The sequence below is a fragment of the Kribbella endophytica genome, from assembly GCF_054781295.1.
In genome coordinates, this window is the sequence record NZ_BAAGUR010000002.1 from 924,136 (window position 1) to 943,957 (window position 19,822).

Here is a 19,822-nt window from a genome sequence, read left to right on the forward strand (position 1 = left end):
ACCACCACGCGAGCACCACCACGCGAGCACCACCACGCGAGCACCACCACGCGAGCACCACCACGCGAGCACCACCACGCGAGCACCACCACGCGAGCACCACCACGCGAGCACCACCACGCGAGCACCACCACGCGAGCACCGGCGCGCGGCCACCGGCACGTGGGCACCGGCGCGCGGCCACCGGCACGTGGGCACCGGCGCGCGGCCACCAGAACGCGGGGCAGCGCTGCGCGGGCACCTGCACGCGGGCTGCACCGGCGCGGGAACCGGCACGCGGCCACCGCTACGTGGGCACCGCCGCGCGGGGACCACTGGCGCGCGGGCGCCAGCACGCGGGCATCGCCGGGCAAGCGAGGCCGCGTGGTCGCCGCGACGCGAGCAGCACCGCGTGAGAACCGCGCGGGCTCCGGCACACGGGCACCGCCACGCGAGCGCCAGCATGCGAGCAGCACCGCGCGGTTACCGGCATGCGGGCACCGGGACGCGGGCACCGCCACGCGAGCAGCACCACGTGGGCACACCGCCGCGCGGGGACCACCACGCGAGCAGCACCGCCTGGGCACCGGCACGCGAGCAGCACCGCGTGGGCACCGGAGCGGGCGCCAGCACGCGGGCACCGCCGGGCGGGCGCCAACACGCGAGCAGCACCGCACGGCCACCGGCCATGCAGGCTCCGGCACGCGGGCGCCAGCATGCGAGTAGCAGCACTGAGCACCACCGGGCGGGCGCCAGCACGCGGCCACCGGCACGCGAGCAGCGCCACTTGAGCACCAGCACGCGGGGACCCACCGCGCGAGCAGCACCACGCAGCCACCACCGCACCATCACGCGGGCACCGCCGGGCGAGCGTGGCCGCGTGGTCGCCGCAATGCGAGCAGCACCACGCGAGCACAGCGCGCGCACCGGCACGCGGGCTCCGGCACGCGAGCCCCAGCATGCGAGCAGCAGCACCGAGCACGACCGGACGGGCGCCAGCATGCGGCACACACGAGCAGCTCCGCGGGGCCACCGGCACGCGAGCACCGGCACGTGGGCACTGTCACGCGGGCAGCACCGCGCGGCCACCGGCGCGCGGGCATCACCGCGCGGGCGCCTACGGGCGAGTTCGCCGATGCATGTTGCCGCCGGGTGCTCGGTGGCTGTTGTGGCTGTCAGTTCGTTGGAAGGCGAGCAACGACTCGTACGGCGGGTGGCGTGCGGGGGCTCGGGCTGTTGCCGGCGGAGACCGGGATTGCTGTGGGCAGGATGCTTGCTCTGCCGGATCACCGGGTGCGGGCATGCCACGTTGTGGACTCGTACGGGGTTGTCGTGGTGCGGAGTGGGAAGGGGGCCGGGGCGTCGGCGAGGCTGCGCGCGGGTGCTATCCGGTTGGGGTGGTGCTGCTGCGGGGCCGAGGTGTGCTCGGCTCGTTGCGACGGGGAGGGCTGAGCCTGGGGTGGCCGGGAGCTGGGGAGCGTGTGCTGCTCGGGCTGGCCTCGGTGGCGTCAGGTGGTGGCGCTCGGGTGGATGACGCCTGGGGTGGTGATGGGGTTGAGGTTGGTGGTGGCGCGGGGATTCGTGCGTGATCCGCGCGGAGTTCAGCGCGTTGGGCAGGCGGGTCCACGCGGAGGTTCAGCGCGGTGGGGCAGGCGGGTTCACGCGGTCGGGCATGCGGGTTCACGCGGGGATTCAGCGCGGCGGGGCATGCGGGTTCACGCGGGGATTCAGCGCGGTGGGGCAGGCGGGTTCACGCGGGGATTCAGCGTGAGGTAGCGAGGGACAGCGCCTGGGCGCAGAGGCTCACAGGAGTTCCAGGTCGAAGGCCAGGGTTATGGCTTCGGCTAGGGATGGTTCCTGGTCGGGGAGGACGTAGCCGATTAGGCGGCCTAGTTGGAGTTTGGGGATGGTTTGGATGTTGTCGCAGCTGATGGCGCTGGGGTGGTCCAAACCGTTCTGGGGGCCTACGAGGACTTCGGTCGAGAGGCCTCGGATGGTGCTGGTGATGGGGGCTACCGTCACGTTGGTGAGGCGGGGGCGGATGAGTTCCCGGGTGAGGACTACCACCGGGCGGGGTTTGTCTAGGCGGGCGATGTGGATCGGGCGCATCAGTCGAGGTCGGTGAGTACGGTTCCGCCGGCGGTCGCGGCCAGGCCGTCGAGGTCGGTGGGTTCGCCGTACTCGGCGAGCAGGGCGAGGTCGCGGGCGGCCAAGTCGCGGCGGCGCTCGCGTTCCATCGCCCGGGCTACGACCGACGCTCGGGAGGGTGCCTTGTTGTCATCGACGAGGCGGTCCATGAAGTCGACCAACTCGTCCGGAAGACGCACGGTGATCTGTTTGCTCATACCACGACGATACCATCGTGGGATTCAACCTGGTATGGACAGCTAGTTCGGGTTCATGGTGGACCAGGACATGTCCGTGTCGGGCAGCGACGGGATGGCCTTGATCGCGATGAGCTCGGCGTCGAGGAGGCCGATCAGGTGGGCCAGGCGGGTGGTGGTGTCGGGGGCCTCGAGGAGTTTCTGGCGTTCGGGGGTGAGCAGGGTGGTGGCGGCCGACATCAGGTACGACAGGGTGCCGGGGTCGTCCGGCAGCGAGCCGATGTGCAGGCCGGGGCGGGAGATCTCGGTGACGGCGGCGGCGTACCGGCGGAAGCGTTCGACGGCGATCGTCGCCGTACCGAGCGGGTCGTCGCCGAGCTCCTCCTCCAGCCACTCGACGTCCGCGACCAGATAGTCGCCGCCGCTGTCCAGCTCGTCGACCTTGAAGCGGCGGTTGCCGGTCAGCGTGACCTCGACCGGGCCGTCGTCGTCCGCGTCGATGGTGATCTCGGAGATGGTGGCCGCGCAGCCGGTTCCGTACAGCGAGCGGAAGACCCGGTCACCCAGTTCGTACCCGTCCCGGACGGCGATCGCGCCGCAGACCATCTCGCCGCCGTTCTCGACCAGGTCACGGATCACCGAACGCCCCTGGGCGTCCGTGATCGGCAAAGGGAGCACCAGCCCCGGAAAGATCACCGTCTCGACGGTGAGCAGCGGCAGCCGAGAGTCCATACGTCGAGCCTAGGGCAACCATCCACAGGTTGTACGCCGAACCACGGGACAACTGGTGTGACCACTAGACTGGGGCCATGATTCGCCGCGTCGACCTGCGGGGCCGAGTGGCGGCCGGAGAGCTTTACGATCTCCCTGCCGAAGTTCACGCCCTGGTGCCCCGAGCCGTGTTCGACGTCGAGAAGGCTCTCGACGTCGTCCGACCGATCTGTCTGGACGTCCGGCATCGTGGTCTCGAGGCGATCAGGGAGTACGGCGAGAAGTTCGACCAGGTCCGCGTCGACGACGTGCGGGTGCCGGCCGAGGCGCTGAAGACCGCGCTGGAAGGGCTCGACCCGACGGTGCGCCTTGCCTTCGAGGAGTCGATCCGCCGGGTGCGTGAGGTCAGCCAGGACGAGCTCGGCGGCGACGTCGCGTCCGAGCCCGCGCCGGGTGGGCGGGTCACGCAGCGGCTCGTGCCGGTGCAGCGCGTCGGGCTGTACGTCCCGGGCGGCCGTGCGCCGCTCGCCTCCAGCGTCGTCATGAACGTCGTACCGGCGCAGGTCGCCGGCGTGCCCTCGCTTGCTGTCGCATCGCCTCCGCAGAAGGAATTCGGGGGACTGCCGCACCCGACCGTGCTCGCGGTGTGCGCGATGCTCGGGATCGACGAGGTGTACGCGATGGGCGGCGCGCAGGCGATCGCCGGGTTCGCGTACGGGTTCGACGGATGCCGCAAGGTCAACCTGATCACGGGTCCGGGCAACATCTATGTCGTTGCCGCGAAGCGGTTCCTGCTCGGGCAGGTCGGGATCGACTCCGAGGCCGGGCCGACGGAGATCGCCGTACTGGCTGACGGGACGGCTGACCCGGTGCACGTTGCCGCGGATCTGATCAGTCAGGCCGAGCACGACCCGATGGCGGCCAGTGTGCTGGTGACGCCGAGCGAGTCGCTGGCGGCTGCGGTCGAGGCCGAGCTGCCGGTGCAGGTTGCCAAGACCAAGCACGCGGAGCGGGTGACCGAGGCGCTGGGTGGGCAGCAGTCCGCCATCGTGCTGGTGGACGATCTCGACCAGGGGACCGTGCTGGTTGACGCGTACGCCGCTGAGCACCTGGAGATCCAGACCGAGGACGCCGAGGAGCGGGCTGCGCTGATCAACAACGCGGGCGCGATCTTCGTCGGTGGATGGTCGCCGGTGTCGCTGGGCGACTACTGCGCCGGGTCGAACCACGTGCTCCCCACCGCGGGTTGCGCGTGCCACTCGTCCGGTCTGTCGGTGCGCAGCTTCCTGAAGGCCGTGCACGTGATCAACTACAGCCGCGACGCCCTGCAGGAGGTCGCCGGCCACGTGCTCGCGCTCGCGAACGCGGAGGACCTGCCGGCCCACGGCGCCGCCGTGTCCGCACGCTTCCCTGAGGACAACTGATGGGCCGCTTCGACGGGCTGCCTCTGCGCGAAGAGCTCAAGGCGTTCGAGCCGTACGGCGCGCCGCAGCTGGACGTGCCGTTCCTGCTCAACGTCAACGAGAACCCGTACCCGCCCAGCGACGCCGTCGTCGCCGACATCACCGCGTCGGTCGCCGAGGCAGCCCGCGGACTCAACCGGTACCCGGATCGCGACTTCATGGCGCTGCGCGCCGACCTGGCCGCGTACCTGGGCCGCGAGTCCGGCGCTCAGCTGACCGCCGAGCAGATCTGGGCGGCCAACGGGTCCAACGAGGTCATGCTGCATCTCCTGCAGGCCTTCGGCGGGCCGGGCCGGACCGCGTTGTCGTTCGCGCCGACGTACTCGATGTACCCGGAGTACGCCCGCGACACCAACACCGGTTGGGTTGTCGGCCGTCGGTCGCACGACTTCACGCTCGACCAGAGCAAGGCGCTGGCGGCGATCTCGCGCCACCGCCCGTCGGTCGTGCTGCTCGCCTCTCCGAACAACCCGACCGGTACGGCGCTGCCGATCCAGCTGGTCGAGGCGGTCGCCGGACGGACTGCATCGATCGGAGCCGTTCTGGTCGTCGACGAGGCGTACGCCGAGTTCCGCCGAGCGGGGACGCCGAGCGCGACCAGCCTGCTCCCGTCGTACCCGAACCTGGCCGTCGCCCGGACCACCTCGAAGGCGTTCGCGCTGGCGGGTGCCCGGGTCGGTTACCTTGCCGCGAGCAAGCAACTGGTCGACGCGCTGCGGATCGTCCGGCTGCCGTACCACCTGTCCGCCGTGACCCAGGCGGTCGCGCGGGCGGCGTTGCGGCACTCCGACGAGCTGCTCGGCCGGGTCGACCAGCTGCGGGTCGAGCGAGACGAAACCGTCGACTGGCTGCGGGCCCAGGGCCTGCGCGCGGTCGACTCGGACGCGAACTTCGTCCTCTTCGGTACGTTCGCCGACCGGCACGCGGTCTGGCAGGCGTTGCTCGACGACGGCGTACTGATCCGTGAGACCGGCCCGGACGGCTGGTTGCGGGTCTCGATCGGCGCCGCCGCCGAGATGGCCGCGTTCCGCGCGTCCCTGGAGAAGGTGCTCAAGACCGACATCGGAAGGCAATCATGAGTCGCACTGCCCGCATCGACCGGGAGACGAGTGAGTCGAAGGTGCTGGTCGAGCTCGACCTCGACGGCACCGGTCGCGCCGACATCTCCACCGGCGTCGGCTTCTACGACCACATGCTCAACGCGCTGGCCAAGCACGCGCTGCTCGACCTGCACGTGAACACGGTCGGCGACCTCGAGATCGACGCGCACCACACCGTCGAGGACACCGCGATCGGCATCGGCCAGGCGCTGAAGGAAGCGCTCGGCGACAAGAAGGGCATCCGCCGGTTCGGTGACGCGACCGTGCCGCTGGACGAGGCGCTCGTGCACTGCACGGTCGACCTGTCCGGCCGGCCGTACTGCGTGCACACCGGTGAGCCCGACGGTCAGGTCTACGCGATCATCGGCGGCGACTACGCCGGATCGCTGACCCAGCACGTGTTCGAGACGCTCGCGTTCAACGCCGCGATCTGCATCCACATCCGCGTGCTGTCCGGGCGCGACCCGCACCACATCGTCGAGGCGCAGTTCAAGGCGTTCGCGCGAGCGCTGCGCGACGCGGCCGAGCTCGACCCGCGGCAGCCGGGAATCCCTTCCACCAAAGGCGCCCTGTGAGCAAGAAGGTCGTCCTGCTCGACTACGGCTCGGGCAACATCCGGTCCGGTGAGCGCGCCCTGCAACGCGTCGGTGCAGACGTCACCGTCACCGCCGACTATCAGCAGGCGCTCGACGCTGACGGCCTGCTGGTTCCCGGTGTCGGGGCGTTCGAAGCCTGTATGACGGGGTTGAAGGCGGTCCGCGGCGACGTCGTCGTGGACCGGCGGCTCACCGGCGGTCGGCCGGTGCTCGGGATCTGCGTCGGCATGCAGATCCTCTTCGCCAAGGGCATCGAACACGGCGTCGAGACCGAGGGCTGCGAGCAGTGGCCCGGCACGGTCGAGCGCCTCCAGCCGCACAACGGCGAGCCCGTCCCGCACATGGGCTGGAACACGGTCGACGTCCCGGGCGGCACGACGCTGTTCGAGGGCATCGACAAGGAGCGGTTCTACTTCGTGCACTCGTACGGCGTCCGCGAGTGGGCGCTCAAGGACACCCGCGAGTCGGTCACGCCGAAGGTCACCTGGACGACGTACGGCGAGGACCGGTTCGTCGCCGCGGTCGAGAACGGGCCGCTGACCGCGACCCAGTTCCACCCCGAGAAGTCGGGCGACGCCGGCGCCGAACTGCTCGCCAACTGGATCCGCTCGCTCTGAGGAAGGCCGGATCCCACCGAATCCCAGGTGGGCCGGTCCGGGCGCTTCGCCGTACCAAGGTGTTGCCCTGGTTGACTCCTGACCAGGGCGGCAGGCGTCAGCCTGCGCCGATCACGGTTCGGTAGTCCGGGTCCGATTTCCGGGCCGGACCTCTTCCGTAGATGACATCGGTGCTGTCACACTCACTCGCCAGGACGGTGGGAACCTTCGGGGATCCGGGAGGCCGGACGTGCTGGCAGCAAAGAATCTCGAGGTCGTCTACGACGATGTGATGCTCGTGCTGCGCGGCGTCAGCCTCGAGGTGCCGCAGGGCAAGATCGTCGCGCTGCTCGGCGCGAACGGCGCCGGCAAGTCCACGCTGCTGCGCGCGTTGTCCGGCCTGCTCGACCTGCACGACGGAAAGATCAGCCGCGGAACCATCACGCTGGACGGCGAACCCGTGCACGGTCTCGGCCCGAGCCGGATCGCTGCCCTGGGCATCAAACAGGTGATGGAAGGCCGCCGGATCTTCACCGAGCTGACCGTCGAGGAGAACCTCCGGATCGGCGGGCACGTCAAGCCGCGCGCGCTGAAGACCAACCTGGACCGGACCTACGACCTGTTCCCGGTGCTGGCCGACCGGCGCCGCAAAGTCGCCGGCTACCTGTCCGGCGGCGAGCAGCAGATGCTCGCGATCGGGCGCGCGCTGATGTCCGACCCGAAGTACCTGCTGATGGACGAACCGAGTCTCGGCCTGGCGCCGATGATCGTCCAGCAGATCCGCGACGTGATCGTCGACATCAACCGCGCCGGTACGACGGTGCTGCTGGTCGAGCAGAACGCCGCGATGGCGCTGGCGATCGCCGAGCACGGGTACGTGCTGGAGAACGGCGCGATGGTGATGGACAAGCCGGCCGCGGAGCTGCTGGCCGACGGCGACGTGCAGGAGTTCTACCTCGGGCTCGGCGCCGAGGGCTCGTCGCGATCGTTCCGCGACGTAAAGCACTACCGGCGGCGGAAGCGGTGGTTGTCATGACCGCCACCGAGACGCGGCCGGAGAAGGCTGCAAAAGCACCGCCGCCAGTGCTCACCTTCGAGGACGTCCTGCTGGAGTTCTCCGGCGTGACCGCGCTGAACGGCGTCAGCTTCACCGTCGACCCCGGCGAGCTGTTCGCGATCATCGGACCGAACGGCGCCGGCAAGACCTCGATCTTCAACGTGCTCTCCGGCGTCTACCGGCCGCAACGCGGCTCGGTCCGGTTCGGCGACGAGGAGCTGATCGGCCGCAGACCGCACGCGATCGCGCGGCTCGGGATCGCCCGGACGTTCCAGAACATCGAGCTGTTCTCCAACCTCACCGTGCTCGACAACCTGATGCTCGGGCGCCACCATCACAACCCGTACGGCGTGCTCGCGGCCTTCGCGTGGGTCGGCAAGGCGCGCCGCAACGAGCTCGCGAACCGCGAGGCCGTCGAGGAGATCGTCGACTTCCTCGAGCTCGCGCAGTGGCGGCGGATGCCGGTCGGCCTGCTCCCGTACGGCGTACAGAAACGCGTCGAGCTCGGCCGGGCGCTCGCCGCCGAGCCGAAGCTCCTGCTGCTGGACGAGCCGGTCGCCGGGATGAACCTGGAGGAGACCGAGGACATGGCCCGGTTCATCCTCGACATCCGCGACGAGCTGGGCCTGCCGATGGTGATGGTCGAGCACGACATGGGCCTGGTGATGGATCTCGCCGACCGGATCATGGTCGTCGACTTCGGCCGCCCGATCCGCACCGGCCGCCCACGCGAGGTCGCGGCCGATCCCGATGTGGTCCGTGCCTACCTGGGCGAAGAGCACAGAATCGTGGACCGGCCATGACGATCGCCGCCTTGGTGCGGCAAAGAGCCGACAAAACATCAGACCTCATTGCCTTGAGAGAAAAGGACCTGGGCCTCTGGCAACAGGTCAGCTGGGCGCAGTACTGGGACACCGCTCAGCTCGTCGGGCACGCGCTGCTTGCCCTCGGCATCGAGCCCGGCGACCGGGTCGCGATCCACTCCGAGAATCGTCGCGAATGGCTCTACACCGACGTCGGTGCGGTCGCCGTACGGGCTGTCACGGTCGGCCTCTACCCGACCAACCCCACAGCCGAGGTCGCCTACCTGCTTCGCCACTCAGGCTCGAGAGTGCTGATCGCCGAGGACCAGGAGCAGGTCGACAAAGCGCTGGCCGTCGCCGACGAGCTGCCCGACCTCGAGCACATCGTCTACCTCGAACCGCGCGGCATCAGACACCGGTACGACGACCCGCGGCTCCTCGCCTGGCCCGACTTCCTTGCCCTCGGCCACGAGCACCGCGAAGCCAACCCTCAAGCAGTCAAAGCCAGAATGGATCAGACCCAGCCCGACGACGTCGCCACACTGGTCTACACCTCAGGAACCACCGGCCCACCCAAGGGCGTGATGCTGACGGTCGCGAACGTCGACTACGCGATCCGCGAGCTGGTCGAACAAGGCGGCTTCACCGCCCCGCCGCCGTCCAGCAAAGACAGCGTCCTCTCGTACCTCCCGCTCTGCCACGTCGCCGAGCGCGTCTTCAGCTGCTGGTTCGGCGCGGGCGCCGGCGTCTGCGTCCACTTCGCCGAGTCGATCGAGACCGTCGCCACCAACCTGCACGAGGTCCAGCCGAGCATCCTGTTCGGCGTCCCACGCATCTGGGAGAAGATCGCCGCCGGCATCCAGATCCGGATCGAGTCCGCCGGCCTGCTCAAGCGGTACGTCGGCAGCTACTGGCTGCGCCGCGCCGACTGGATCGGCACCGCCAAAGCAGCCAACGGCGGCAAGCACACCACAGCGTCAAGAATCATCCACGCCATCGGCTACCTGATCTGCTACCGCGCCCTGCTCGACCGCGTCGGCCTCCGCAAGGTCCGGTACGCCGCCTCCGGCGCCGCGCCGATCGCGCCCGAGGTCCTGCGGTTCTTCATGGGCCTCGGCCTGCCGATGCACGAGGTCTACGGCATGACCGAGAACTCCGCCGTCGCCACCGCCAACCGCCCGGGCCGGGTCAAGCTCGGCACCGTCGGCGAACGCCACGAGGGCGTCGAGCTGAAGATCGACGAGATCAGCGGCGAGATCCTCACCCGGCACGACGGCACGTTCGCCGGCTACTGGCACGACGCCGAGGCGACCGCGCGGATGATCGACCCGGACGGCTGGCTGCACACCGGCGATGTCGGCGAGTGGGTCGACGGCACGCACCTGCGGATCACCGACCGGATGAAGGACCTGATCATCACCGCGGGCGGCAAGAACATCGCGCCCTCGGAGATCGAGAACGCGCTGAAGGCGTCGCCGTACCTCAAGGAGGCGGTGGTGATCGGCGACGGGCGCAAGTACCTGACCGCGCTGATCGGGATCGAGCCGGACACGGTCGGGCACTGGGCCCAGCAGCACCGACTGCCGTACTCGACGTACCGGGACCTGAGCTCGAAGCCGGAGGTTCTGAAGCTCGTGCAGGGCGTGGTCGACGAGGTCAACGAACGGTTCGCCACGGTCGAGCAGGTAAAGACGTTTCGGCTGCTGCCGAAGCTGTTGGAGCACGAGGACGGCGAGCTGACCGCGACGCAGAAGGTGAAACGCAGCGCCGTCACTTCGGCGTACGGCGAACTGGTCGAGGCGATGTACCGCGGAGGTGCCCGGTGAACGACTTCCTCGCGACGGTGATCCGCGGCCTCGGCAACGGTTCGATCTACGCGCTGCTGGCCCTCGGGTTCGTGATCGTCTACAAGTCGATGCGGGTGATCAGCTTCGCCCAGCCGGCGTTCATGATGGCCGGTGGCGTGCTGGTCAGCCATCTCGTCCTGCAGATGAACTTCTTCCTGGCGGTCGTGATCGCGCTGCTGCTGACCGGGCTGCTCGGCGTCGGCGTCGAACGTGTGGCGCTGCGGCCGATGATCGGCAAGCCGGTGTTCGTGATCGCGATCATCACGCTCGGCGTCGACGTCGTGATCCGTACGGTGGTCAACTCGTTCATCGGCGTCGACATCCGCCAGATGGGCGATCCTTGGGGCCTGAAGCAACTGAAGGTCGGCAGCGTGACGATCGACCAGCGGCATCTCGCGACCCTGGTGACCACGCTGGTCGTCGTCGCGGCCCTGTTCGCCTTCTACCGCTGGTCGCGGACCGGCCTCGCGATGCGCGCCGCGTCGTCGGACCAGGAGGTCGCGCAGGCCCAGGGCGTCTCGGTCGGCCGGGTGTTCTCCCTGTCCTGGGCGCTCGCCGCGATGCTCGCCGGACTCGCCGGAGTGTTCCTGTCGACGGGCATCGGCCTCGAGCAGAACCTCTGGCTGACCGCGCTCAAGGCGCTGCCGGTGATCATCCTCGGCGGCCTCGACTCACTCGGCGGTGCGGTCGTCGCGGGGCTGTCGATCGGCGTGGTCGAGGCGCTGGTCGGCAACTACGGCGGCTCGGTCAGCCCGGTCTTCGGCGGCGACTTCTTCCTGGTCGTGCCGTACCTGCTGATGCTGCTCGTCCTGCTGGTCAGACCGTACGGACTCTTCGGAACCAGAGAGGTGGAGAGGATATGAGAGGGCGTCCTCTGCTCTACACCTCGTACGGGCAGGACATGGCGTTGCTCAACACGCCGGCCAAGCGGTGGTGGACGCTGGTCCTCGCCGTCGCCGCGATCACGCTGCCGTTCATGCTCGAGGACGATCTGCTCGTCGTACTGGCGACCGCCTTTGTCGCCGCGATCGGGGCGATCGGGCTCAACATCGTCACCGGGTACGCCGGGCAGGTGTCGCTGGGGCACGCGTTCTTCCTGGCGATCGGGGCGTACACGGCCGCGGCCCTGTCGGGCGATCCGGAGAGCACGCGGCTGATCGGCTTCGGGATCACGTCGCTACCGATCTGGTTGCTGGCGGCCGGACTGGTGGCCGGGTTGGCCGGACTGATCGTCGCGCCGTTGGCCGCGCGTCTCCGGGGGTTGTACCTCGCGGTGGTGACGCTCGGGCTGGTGTTCATCGGGGAGCACCTGTTCAAGCACTGGCGGGACCTGACCGGGGGAGTGGGCGTCGGGCGGCCGGCCGCCGTACCGGAACTGTTCGGGTTGCAGTTCGCCGTCGACGGGGCCTTCTTCACCAAGGCGCAGAAGCTGTACCTGCTGATGTTCGTGCTGCTGGTGATCTTCGGCGTCCTGGCCCGGAACCTGGTGCGCTCGCGGATCGGCCGGGCGCTGGCCGCGGTCCGCGACCGGGACCTGGCCGCCGAGGTGATCGGGGTCGACGTGACCCGGTACAAGATGGTCGCCTTCGCCGTGTCGTCGTTCTACGCCGGGGTCGCGGGGGCGCTGCTGTACGTGATGATCGGTTTCGTCGAGCCGGGGTCGTTCAACCTCGCGCTGTCGGTGCAGTACATCGCGATGATCCTGGTCGGCGGCGTGGCGACCATCTCGGGATCGGTGCTGGGCGCGCTGTTCATCACGCTGTTGCCGCGGGTCACCCGCGAACTGCCGGCGGTGCTGCCGTTCGTCAGCAGCAGTTCCACCGCCGGGGGCATCACGGTCTTCCAGGTCGAGGCGATCCTCTACGGCCTGTTGATCATCGGCTTCCTGATCTTCGAACCGCGAGGGCTGTTCGGGATCTGGATCCGCATCCGCACCTACTGGAAGTCGTGGCCGTTCTCGCACTGACCCGCCAGGGCGGAGCTGGGGAGGCTGAGGAGGAGAGCGATGAGCAGAAGTCGCAGGACGGTCGCGGTGGGTCTGGTGGCCGCCGTACTGGCTGTTGCCGGGTGCCGCAACGACGCACCCGAGACGCAGGAGGGCAGCGAGGGCGTCAAGTTCGACGTCGGGGTGACCAAGGAACCGTGCCCGAGCGCGGTGGACTCGGCCAAAGGCTGCATCTACCTCGGTGTCATCTCCGACCTGACCGAGGGGCCGTTCAAGGCGCTCGGCGTGCCGGTGACCGAGGGACAGAAGGCGTTCTGGAAGCGCGTCAACACCGCCGGCGGGATCGGCGGCTACGAGGTCGACGTGGTCAAGTACACCAAGGACAACAAGTACAACCCGCAGGTGCACAACGAGGTGTACGCCGAGATCAAGCCGAACGTGCTCGGGCTCGCGCAGACCCTCGGCTCGCCTCCGACCGCCGCGATCCTGGCCGACCTCAAGGCCAGCAACGTGATCGCCGTACCGGCGTCCTGGACGTCGGCGTGGGCCTTCGAGGACGTGATCCTGGAGTCGGGGACGAACTACTGCTTCGAGTCGATGAACTCGGTCGACTTCGGCGCGGAGACGCTCAAGGCCAAGTCGGTCGCTGCCGTCCACTTCCCGGGCGACTACGGCGACGACGCGGCGGCCGGGGCGAAGATCGCGGCCACCGCGAACAACCTGACCTTCACCGACATCCCGACCGCTCCCGGTCAGGAGAACCAGGGCGCCGCGATCACCAAGCTGATGGCCGCGAAGCCGGACGTGGTCGTCATCGCCACCGGTCCGACCGAGGCCGCGACGATCGTCGGCGGTGCCGCGCAGGCCGGCTTCAAGGGCCAGTTCATCGGGGTCAGCCCGACCTGGAACCCGGCGCTGCTGAAGAGCCCGGCGGCCCCGGCGATGACCGCGCTCTACCGGCAGTCGGGACCGTGGGCGCCGTACGGGACCGACACTCCCGGGCACAAGGCCCTGCGGGAGGCCGTCGGCGACGCCGCGTTCAAGGCCGCGCCGAGTGACGGCTACACGGCCGGCTGGGTCTGGTCGTACCCGATGAAGGCCGCGCTGGAGAAGGCTGTCGAGAGCAAGGACCTCACCCGCGCCGGCCTGCTCGCCGCGGTCAAGTCCCTCACCACGGTCGACTACGAAGGCATGCTCCCCGCCGAAGCCGGCAAGTACGGCGGCGAGCCCAACGACCGCGTCTTCCGCCAGAGCCTGATCTCCAAGGTCGACGCGCCCTCACCGACGGGCGTGGCGGTGGAGAAGGACTTCTTCACCGGGAAAACCGCGGAAGGCTACGACTTCACCAAGCCCTGCTACCAGTAGATTGCTGCGGTCACGGTGAGTGCCTGACACTCGTTCTCTTGCTGTTGGGCAGTTGTTTACCGTACGTTCACTGGCGTCAACTGCTTGTACTCACAAGGAGGCCCGCCGTGACCGCAACAAATCCCCTGTCCAGGCGTCAGTTCGTCGCCCGAGCGGCCGCGGCCGGAGTCGCGGTCAGCGTGGTGGGGTCCGTCGAAGCGCTCTTCACCGCTCAGCCGGCGCTGGGCACGTCCGGTCCGAAGATCGGGTACGGGCCGTTGATCGAGGACCCGAAGGGGATGCTCGACCTGCCCCGCGGGTTCAGCTACAACGTGCTCTCGCGCGAGGCCACCGTGCGCCCGGACGGGATCAAGACGCCGAGCCGGTTCGACGGGATGGGGACGTTCCCGGACCGGCACGGCGGCAACCGGCTGGTCCGCAACCACGAGTGCAGCCCGACGGCAACGATCGGTGTGAAGGCGCCGCCGGAGCGGACCTACGACCCGATGGGCTTCGGCGGCACCAGCACGCTGGTGGTCGACCGGCACAACCACGCCACCAAGGAGTTCACCAGCCTCGGCGGTACGGCGATCAACTGCTCCGGCGGCATCACCCCGTGGCGGACCTGGCTGACCTGCGAGGAGACCGAGCTCAAGGCCGGCGAGAGCGGCTACACCAAGGACCACGGCTTCATCTTCGAGGTCGACCCGTACGACGACCGCCGCAACGTGCACCCGACGCCGCTGAAGCAGATGGGCCGCTTCCAGCACGAGGCCGTCGCGATCGACCCGGCGACCGGCATCGTGTACGAGACCGAGGACGCGTTCATCGCGCCGCTCGGCGGGTTCTACCGCTTCCTGCCGAACCGTCCGCGCGGCGGCTGGGGCAGCCTGCGGGCCGGCGGCGAGCTGCAGGCGATGCACATCCCGGGCCTGCCGGACCTTTCGGTGGTGCAGGAGGCAGGTACCGAGTTCCGCGGCGTGCAGTGGGTCAAGGTGCCCGACCCGCTGGCCACGTCGGAGTCGGTGCGGGCGCAGGACTACGCCAAGCCGATCACCGGTGGGTACAAGCTCGAGGGCTGCTGGTGGGGCTCGCTGGACCGCTGCGTGTACTTCGTGTCGTCGTTCGCGCGGACCGAGCTCGGCCCGAAGGTCAACCACGACGGCCAGGTCTGGCGCTTCGACCCGCGGCGCAAGACGCTGCGGCTGATGGTGATCTTCACCCGGCCGTCGCCCGGCTCCGACGACCCCGAGTTCGATGCCCCGGACAACATCACGATGTCGCCGTACGGCGGGCTGATGATGTGTGAGGACGGCCTCGGCGAGCAGCACATCCTCGGCACGACCGAGGACGGCGAGGTCTTCAAGTTCGCACGGAACCGGGTCAACAACGGGACGCCCGAGGAGCCGGAGTACGGCGAACTGGCCGGTGCGGGGTTCTCCGCGGACGGCCGGACGATGTTCTTCAACGTCTACAACCCGGGGATCACCTACGCGATCAGCGGACCCTGGCGCCGTAGGCGCTGATTCGTGACGCCGGAGGTCAGTAGGTACTGGCCTCCGGCGTACGTCGCCATCGTGAGCGCGCTCCGGCCCGGGAAGTCGTGCCCGGCCAGCCGGAGCGCGATCAGCGCGTCCGAGACCAGGAACAGCGCGCCGCCGACGCCGCTGCGCGGGTTGTGCCAGCGCGAGACCACAGCCGTTGCCGTGAGCAACAATGCGTACGCCGCGACCGGGACGCGCTGGGAGCCGAGTCCACGCGAGAGCACCGCGACGAGTGCGGCCCAGAGGGCGCCGTACGCCGCGAGCACGCGCCACGAGCGCTGGGTGGATTCCGGGAGCATGAGCGCCAGGTAGCAGGCATGGGCTGCTGCGAAGGCTGCGATGCCTGCTGATTGGAGCTCGGTCTCCAGCAAGAGGTCGCCGGCGGCTGACGCGAGCAAGGCGGCCTGGAGGAGTGGTGGGGCCTGGCGGGATCGGGACCAGGCGAGGAGCAACGGCATGAGCGTGGCTTTGCTGGCCTGCCGGAGGATCTTCACGTCGAACGCGACCGCGGCGACGTGGACGACGGAGGCGGTGGTGTACGCGAAGAGGCCTCGTCGGGTGTTCACCAGGTGGCTCAGGCTCATGTGGTCGAGTGTGCCGACTTGAAGTGAACAGCAGTGGATGAATTCTGGGCCCGGGCGGAGTGCCCGGGCCCAGCAGAGCGGGGGAGTCAGCGGATCGACTGGGGGGTCATGGCTGCATTCCGCGCCCGGTCCTACGGTTCGTCGATGACGATCGCGGCCTCCATCTCCAGCACGCGGCGGTAGTCGTCGTCGAGGGTCTGGGCGTCGCTGTGGATCAGGATCACCCAGGCCAGGCAGGTGAACAGGTCGACCGTCTCCGGGACGACGGCGTCCTCCTCGTGCAGGATCTTCATCCAGTGGAACGACTTCAGGCTCTCGATCCCGTCGAAGACCTCACGGTTGCGGAAGTACCCGTCCCGGTACGCCGAGACGAAGATCCCGCGCAGGTGCTGGACCAGGTCGAACCCGTCCCGCACCTCGCCGCGCACCCGGTGCGCGACGGTCCGCTTGATGTGGTTGTCACCGGTGGCCAGTTCGCTGACCATCTGGTGCCCGCCACCGGCAGGCCGGGCCGCGACCTCGATCAGGCGCGGGCCGTCCGCGGTCATCATCACCTCGGCGTGCCCGCAGCCGATCCGGATGCCGACCGCGTCCAGCACCTGCTGGGTGTACGGCCAGAGCGCCTGGACCTCCGGGTCGTCCTCGGCCAGGAAGTCGATCCGGTGGTAGATGCCGATCTTGTCACCGCGGCTGATCTTCGTGTAGCGGCAGACGTCGACCAGCGAGTGCTTGCCGTCGACGGTGTAGCTGTCGACCAGGTACTCGGTGCCTTCGGCGTACTCCTGGATCAGGACGGCGTCGTTGACCAGGCCCATCTTGTTGGTCCGCCCGAGCACCCGGTCGAACCGCTCGCGCCAGTCGCCGTCCTCGAAGACGACGTACACCTCGTCACCGGCGGCGCTCTTCGGCGGCTTGATCACCAGCCGCCGTCCGAGCAGGTCGTTCTCCTTCAGCCAGCGCTCGGCCTCGGCCGGGTCGGCGGTCCGGATCTGCCGCAGCCGGGGGACACCGGCGAGGCGCAGCGCCTCGGCCATGTCCCACTTGTCCCTTCGCGCGGACGCGAGCTCCGGCACGTTGCCGGTGCCGGGGACCAGGATCTCGATCAGCTGGTCGCACAGCTCGGTCCCGCTCTCCGCGCCGGGGAACAGGTACTCCGGCTCGTACTGCCGAAGCTCCTCGGCCAGCGCGGCGACGTCCCCGGTGAAGTAGTGGATGTGCTCGAACTCCTCCGGGTGCCAGCTGGTCGTGAACGCCGGCGGCGGCACGAGCCCACTCAGTACGGCGACCGGAGTCTGCCCGGCCTCCTTGAAGGCGGCAGGGTATTCCTGCCCTGTGGACAGTGGGTCCACGATGATCGTGTATTTGGACATCAGAGTTCTCCTACTACGAAGTCTCGCTCGGCAACGGCTCGGTGGCCGGGGTCATGTCCACGGCCGGTTCCTCGGTGGCGGCCATCGGCTTGCCCGGCATGCCGATGGCGGCCAGGACGATCCCGATCAGACCGGCGAGCCCGCACCACAGCCACACGTCGGTTCCGGAGTTGTTCCAGATCCACACGCCCAGGAACGGGCCGAGCGCGGAGCCCAGGCCGAACATGGCGTGCGCCGACCCGACGTACCGGCCGAGCAGTTGCGGTGGCGCGGCCATCCCGGGGTACGCGAACATGGTCGGACCCGCGATGATCTCGGCCAGCGTCCACAGCAGCGTGCCGATCACGAAGATCGCCACTCCGCCGGGCAGCGCGTAGAACGCCAGACCGCCGCCGAGCAGGACGAAGCCCGCGATCACGACCAGCTTCGGTGCCCAGTGCTGGACCACCTTCGTGACCAGCAGCTCGCAGGTGATGACGATGAACCCGTTCAGCGCGACCACCGCGCTGAACCACCACGTCGACAGCCCGTCGGCCTTCATGTGCAGCGGCAGAACCGCGAGGTACTGCATGTAGATCGCGGCGTTGATGAACATGCAGACCAGGAACAGCACGTACTTGTAGTCCCGCAGCACGGTCAGGTAGTTGCCCGCGGCAGCAGGTTCCGCCGCCGGTGTGTCCTGAGCAGTCTCGTCGGTAGCAGCGGACCGCCGCTTGGGCAGCGCGATGATCGCGACCGCCGCGTACGCCAGCGCGGCCAGGGCCTCGCCGATGAACAGCAGGTCCCACGAGATGGCCACCAGGGCCGCACCGACGAGCGGTGCGGCCGTGGCGCCGACGTTCATCGTCAACCGGTAGACCGCGAAGATCATCACCTGGCGATGCTTCGGGGTCAGCTCGGTCAGCAGTGCCGCCGAGGCGGGCCGGTAGAACTGCCCGACCGCACCGGCCAGCGCGACGACGATCAGAATGGCCGTGTAGCTCGGCACGTACGCGATCGCCAGCACGAAGCCGGCCATGCCGAACATGCTGATCAGTACGGCCGCCCGCGGCCCGATCTTGTCCGACAGCGAGCCGCCGATGATCAGACCGACGACCGTGCCGCCGCCGTACACACCCAGCGCCGTACCGGCCTGGACGTCGGTGAAGCCCTTCGAGGTGGTCAGGAAGAGCACCAGGAAGACCTGCAGGAACCAGCCGAGCTTGTTGACGAAGTTGCCGATCAACAGGGCCTTGACCGCGGCGGGCGCTTCCCGGATGGTCACCCAGATACCGGTGTCCTCCGTGGTTTCGGTCATGACGCTGCCTCCTCCGGCTCCTTGACCTTGCCGGACCAGCGCAGTGCCTTCTCGGCGGCGTCGAGCCCGGCCCGGCAGTCGTCCATCGACGTGGCCACCACGGTCGCGTACGCGATCCGGCCCCACAGCGTGCCTTCCGGCGGGGGACTGGTGGTCTGGCCGGCTTCCATCAACGGGACCAGTTGGTCGATCGTCCCCGGCAGGTCGGCCTCCTCGAAGGAGACCGAGTCCAGCACGGTGTCGTTCTCGTCGACGTAGAAGAACCGCACCCCGCCGACCATCGTGCGGTCCGGGACCAGCTCCGGCGTGCGCCCGGTCGCGACCGCCGCCGCGGCCAGGCCCGGGTCGGCGCCGGTCGCCTGCAGCCCGAGGTACGGGATCATGTCGCCGCCGATGCGGGCGTTGATCTCGATCACCTTCGGGCCGTCGGCGGTCATCATGATCTCGGTGTGGGTGACCCCGTCGGTGAACTCGATCGCCGCGTGCGCGTCGGCGAGCACCTGGAACAGCTGCTCGTCGGCCAGCAACGGGTCGGCCGCGTCGACGTAGTGCCCGATCTCCTCGGCGTACGGCGGGTAGCCGATCTCCTTGCGGGCCAGGCAGAACGGCGTCACCTGACCCTGGAAGACGGCCGCGTCGATGCTGATCTCGTAGCCGTCGGCGAACTCCTCGACCAGCACCTTGACGTCGTAGTGCGGCGCCTCGGGAACGGTCGTGTCGTGCGCGAAGGCCCAGTTCGCGGTCAGCTCCTCGGCCGAGTTCACCTTGACCACGCCGAGGCTGGCGGCCAGCGCGCGCGGCTTGAGGATCACCGGGTAGCCGAGCTTGTCGGCGGTGACGAGCGCCTCGTCGACGGTGTCCACGAGTACGGACTCCGGCTGCGGGACGCCCTGCGCGGCGAGCGCCGTACGGGTGAGGTGCTTGTCGCGACAGCGGTTGATCATCGCGACGTCACCGCCCGGCAGGCCGAGCGCCTCGGCGACGTGGGCGGTCTGGAGGATCCGCGCCTCGTCCCAGCAGAGCACTCCGTCGATCGGCTCCGTCTCATGGAGCTTGCGGGCCGCGGCGACCAGCGCGTCGGCGTCCAGAGTCGTCTCGAGCACGGTCCAGGCTTCGATGTACTCCTTCTCCCAGGTCGGCTCCGCGTGCAGGAACATGTGGATCCGGTACTGCGGCGCGACCGAGCGCAGGATGTACTCCCGGAACAGGCGCATCCCGGTCGCCACCACGAGCAGGTGCGGGCGTTCGGTGGTGGGGTTCAT

General features: G+C 69.2%; 18 protein-coding genes. 11 read left to right on the plus strand and 7 right to left on the minus strand.

The window, feature by feature from the left end; translation table 11 throughout:
• Nucleotides 1–1,782: 1,782 nt before the first annotated feature.
• From ACYVIO_RS22765 to ACYVIO_RS22775, 3 genes are read right to left on the minus strand one after another with little or no spacing between them, the layout of a single operon-like run.
• Nucleotides 1,783–2,088: a type II toxin-antitoxin system PemK/MazF family toxin gene (locus ACYVIO_RS22765; protein ID WP_344169623.1), complete on the minus strand. Its 306-nt coding sequence runs from the start codon at nucleotides 2,086–2,088 to the stop codon at nucleotides 1,783–1,785.
• Nucleotides 2,088–2,324 carry a ribbon-helix-helix domain-containing protein gene (locus ACYVIO_RS22770; RefSeq protein WP_460652877.1) on the minus strand — a complete coding sequence of 79 codons (237 nt, stop codon included), beginning with the start codon at nucleotides 2,322–2,324 and terminating at the stop codon, nucleotides 2,088–2,090. Before ACYVIO_RS22770 ends, ACYVIO_RS22765 begins: the two co-directional genes overlap by 1 nt.
• 42 nt (nucleotides 2,325–2,366) lie before the next feature.
• Nucleotides 2,367–3,035, minus strand: a complete 669-nt coding sequence (locus tag ACYVIO_RS22775) for an LON peptidase substrate-binding domain-containing protein (RefSeq protein ID WP_460652878.1) — start codon at nucleotides 3,033–3,035, stop codon at nucleotides 2,367–2,369.
• 77 nt (nucleotides 3,036–3,112) lie between these two features.
• Here ACYVIO_RS22775 and hisD point away from each other — a divergent pair, with 77 nt between their 5' ends.
• From hisD to ACYVIO_RS22830, 11 genes are all read left to right on the plus strand, one after another.
• On the plus strand, nucleotides 3,113–4,438 hold the full coding sequence (gene hisD, locus ACYVIO_RS22780; protein WP_460652879.1) for a histidinol dehydrogenase: 1,326 nt from the start codon (nucleotides 3,113–3,115) through the stop codon (nucleotides 4,436–4,438).
• The gene (locus tag ACYVIO_RS22785; protein WP_460652880.1) at nucleotides 4,438–5,556 is read left to right on the plus strand and encodes a histidinol-phosphate transaminase; all 1,119 of its coding nucleotides are present in this window, start codon (nucleotides 4,438–4,440) and stop codon (nucleotides 5,554–5,556) included. The genes hisD and ACYVIO_RS22785 overlap by 1 nt, the downstream gene beginning before the upstream one ends.
• Nucleotides 5,553–6,152, plus strand: a complete 600-nt coding sequence (hisB, locus tag ACYVIO_RS22790; protein ID WP_460652881.1) for an imidazoleglycerol-phosphate dehydratase HisB — start codon at nucleotides 5,553–5,555, stop codon at nucleotides 6,150–6,152. The genes ACYVIO_RS22785 and hisB overlap by 4 nt, the downstream gene beginning before the upstream one ends.
• A complete protein-coding gene (gene hisH / locus ACYVIO_RS22795; protein WP_460652882.1) occupies nucleotides 6,149–6,790 on the plus strand; it encodes an imidazole glycerol phosphate synthase subunit HisH in 642 nt (213 codons plus the stop codon). Before hisB ends, hisH begins: the two co-directional genes overlap by 4 nt.
• Nucleotides 6,791–7,019: 229 nt before the next feature.
• The gene (locus ACYVIO_RS22800; RefSeq protein ID WP_460652883.1) at nucleotides 7,020–7,805 is read left to right on the plus strand and encodes an ABC transporter ATP-binding protein; all 786 of its coding nucleotides are present in this window, start codon (nucleotides 7,020–7,022) and stop codon (nucleotides 7,803–7,805) included.
• A complete protein-coding gene (locus ACYVIO_RS22805) occupies nucleotides 7,802–8,629 on the plus strand; it encodes an ABC transporter ATP-binding protein (protein WP_460652884.1) in 828 nt (275 codons plus the stop codon). Before ACYVIO_RS22800 ends, ACYVIO_RS22805 begins: the two co-directional genes overlap by 4 nt.
• Entirely contained in the window at nucleotides 8,626–10,455 is a 1,830-nt protein-coding gene (locus ACYVIO_RS22810; RefSeq protein WP_460652885.1) for an AMP-dependent synthetase/ligase, read from the plus strand. The genes ACYVIO_RS22805 and ACYVIO_RS22810 overlap by 4 nt, the downstream gene beginning before the upstream one ends.
• Nucleotides 10,452–11,339, plus strand: coding sequence for a branched-chain amino acid ABC transporter permease (locus ACYVIO_RS22815; protein WP_460652886.1), 888 nt, complete (start codon nucleotides 10,452–10,454; stop codon nucleotides 11,337–11,339). Before ACYVIO_RS22810 ends, ACYVIO_RS22815 begins: the two co-directional genes overlap by 4 nt.
• Nucleotides 11,336–12,442: a branched-chain amino acid ABC transporter permease gene (locus tag ACYVIO_RS22820; protein WP_460652887.1), complete on the plus strand. Its 1,107-nt coding sequence runs from the start codon at nucleotides 11,336–11,338 to the stop codon at nucleotides 12,440–12,442. Before ACYVIO_RS22815 ends, ACYVIO_RS22820 begins: the two co-directional genes overlap by 4 nt.
• A gap of 39 nt (nucleotides 12,443–12,481) precedes the next feature.
• Nucleotides 12,482–13,786: an ABC transporter substrate-binding protein gene (locus ACYVIO_RS22825; RefSeq protein WP_460652888.1), complete on the plus strand. Its 1,305-nt coding sequence runs from the start codon at nucleotides 12,482–12,484 to the stop codon at nucleotides 13,784–13,786.
• 107 nt (nucleotides 13,787–13,893) lie between these two features.
• Nucleotides 13,894–15,291 (plus strand): alkaline phosphatase PhoX, encoded by a 1,398-nt coding sequence (locus tag ACYVIO_RS22830; protein WP_460652889.1) that lies wholly within the window; start codon nucleotides 13,894–13,896, stop codon nucleotides 15,289–15,291.
• Here the strand turns inward: ACYVIO_RS22830 and ACYVIO_RS22835 are convergent.
• The 4 genes from ACYVIO_RS22835 to ACYVIO_RS22850 form a co-directional block, all read right to left on the minus strand.
• Nucleotides 15,255–15,893, minus strand: coding sequence for a lysoplasmalogenase family protein (locus ACYVIO_RS22835; protein WP_460652890.1), 639 nt, complete (start codon nucleotides 15,891–15,893; stop codon nucleotides 15,255–15,257). The genes ACYVIO_RS22830 and ACYVIO_RS22835 overlap by 37 nt on opposite strands.
• Nucleotides 15,894–16,024: 131 nt before the next feature.
• A complete protein-coding gene (locus tag ACYVIO_RS22840) occupies nucleotides 16,025–17,263 on the minus strand; it encodes an ATP-grasp domain-containing protein (protein ID WP_460652891.1) in 1,239 nt (412 codons plus the stop codon).
• Between the two features lie 13 nt (nucleotides 17,264–17,276).
• Entirely contained in the window at nucleotides 17,277–18,560 is a 1,284-nt protein-coding gene (locus ACYVIO_RS22845) for an MFS transporter (protein WP_460652892.1), read from the minus strand.
• Nucleotides 18,557–19,822, minus strand: coding sequence for an ATP-grasp domain-containing protein (locus tag ACYVIO_RS22850; protein ID WP_460652893.1), 1,266 nt, complete (start codon nucleotides 19,820–19,822; stop codon nucleotides 18,557–18,559). The genes ACYVIO_RS22845 and ACYVIO_RS22850 overlap by 4 nt, the downstream gene beginning before the upstream one ends.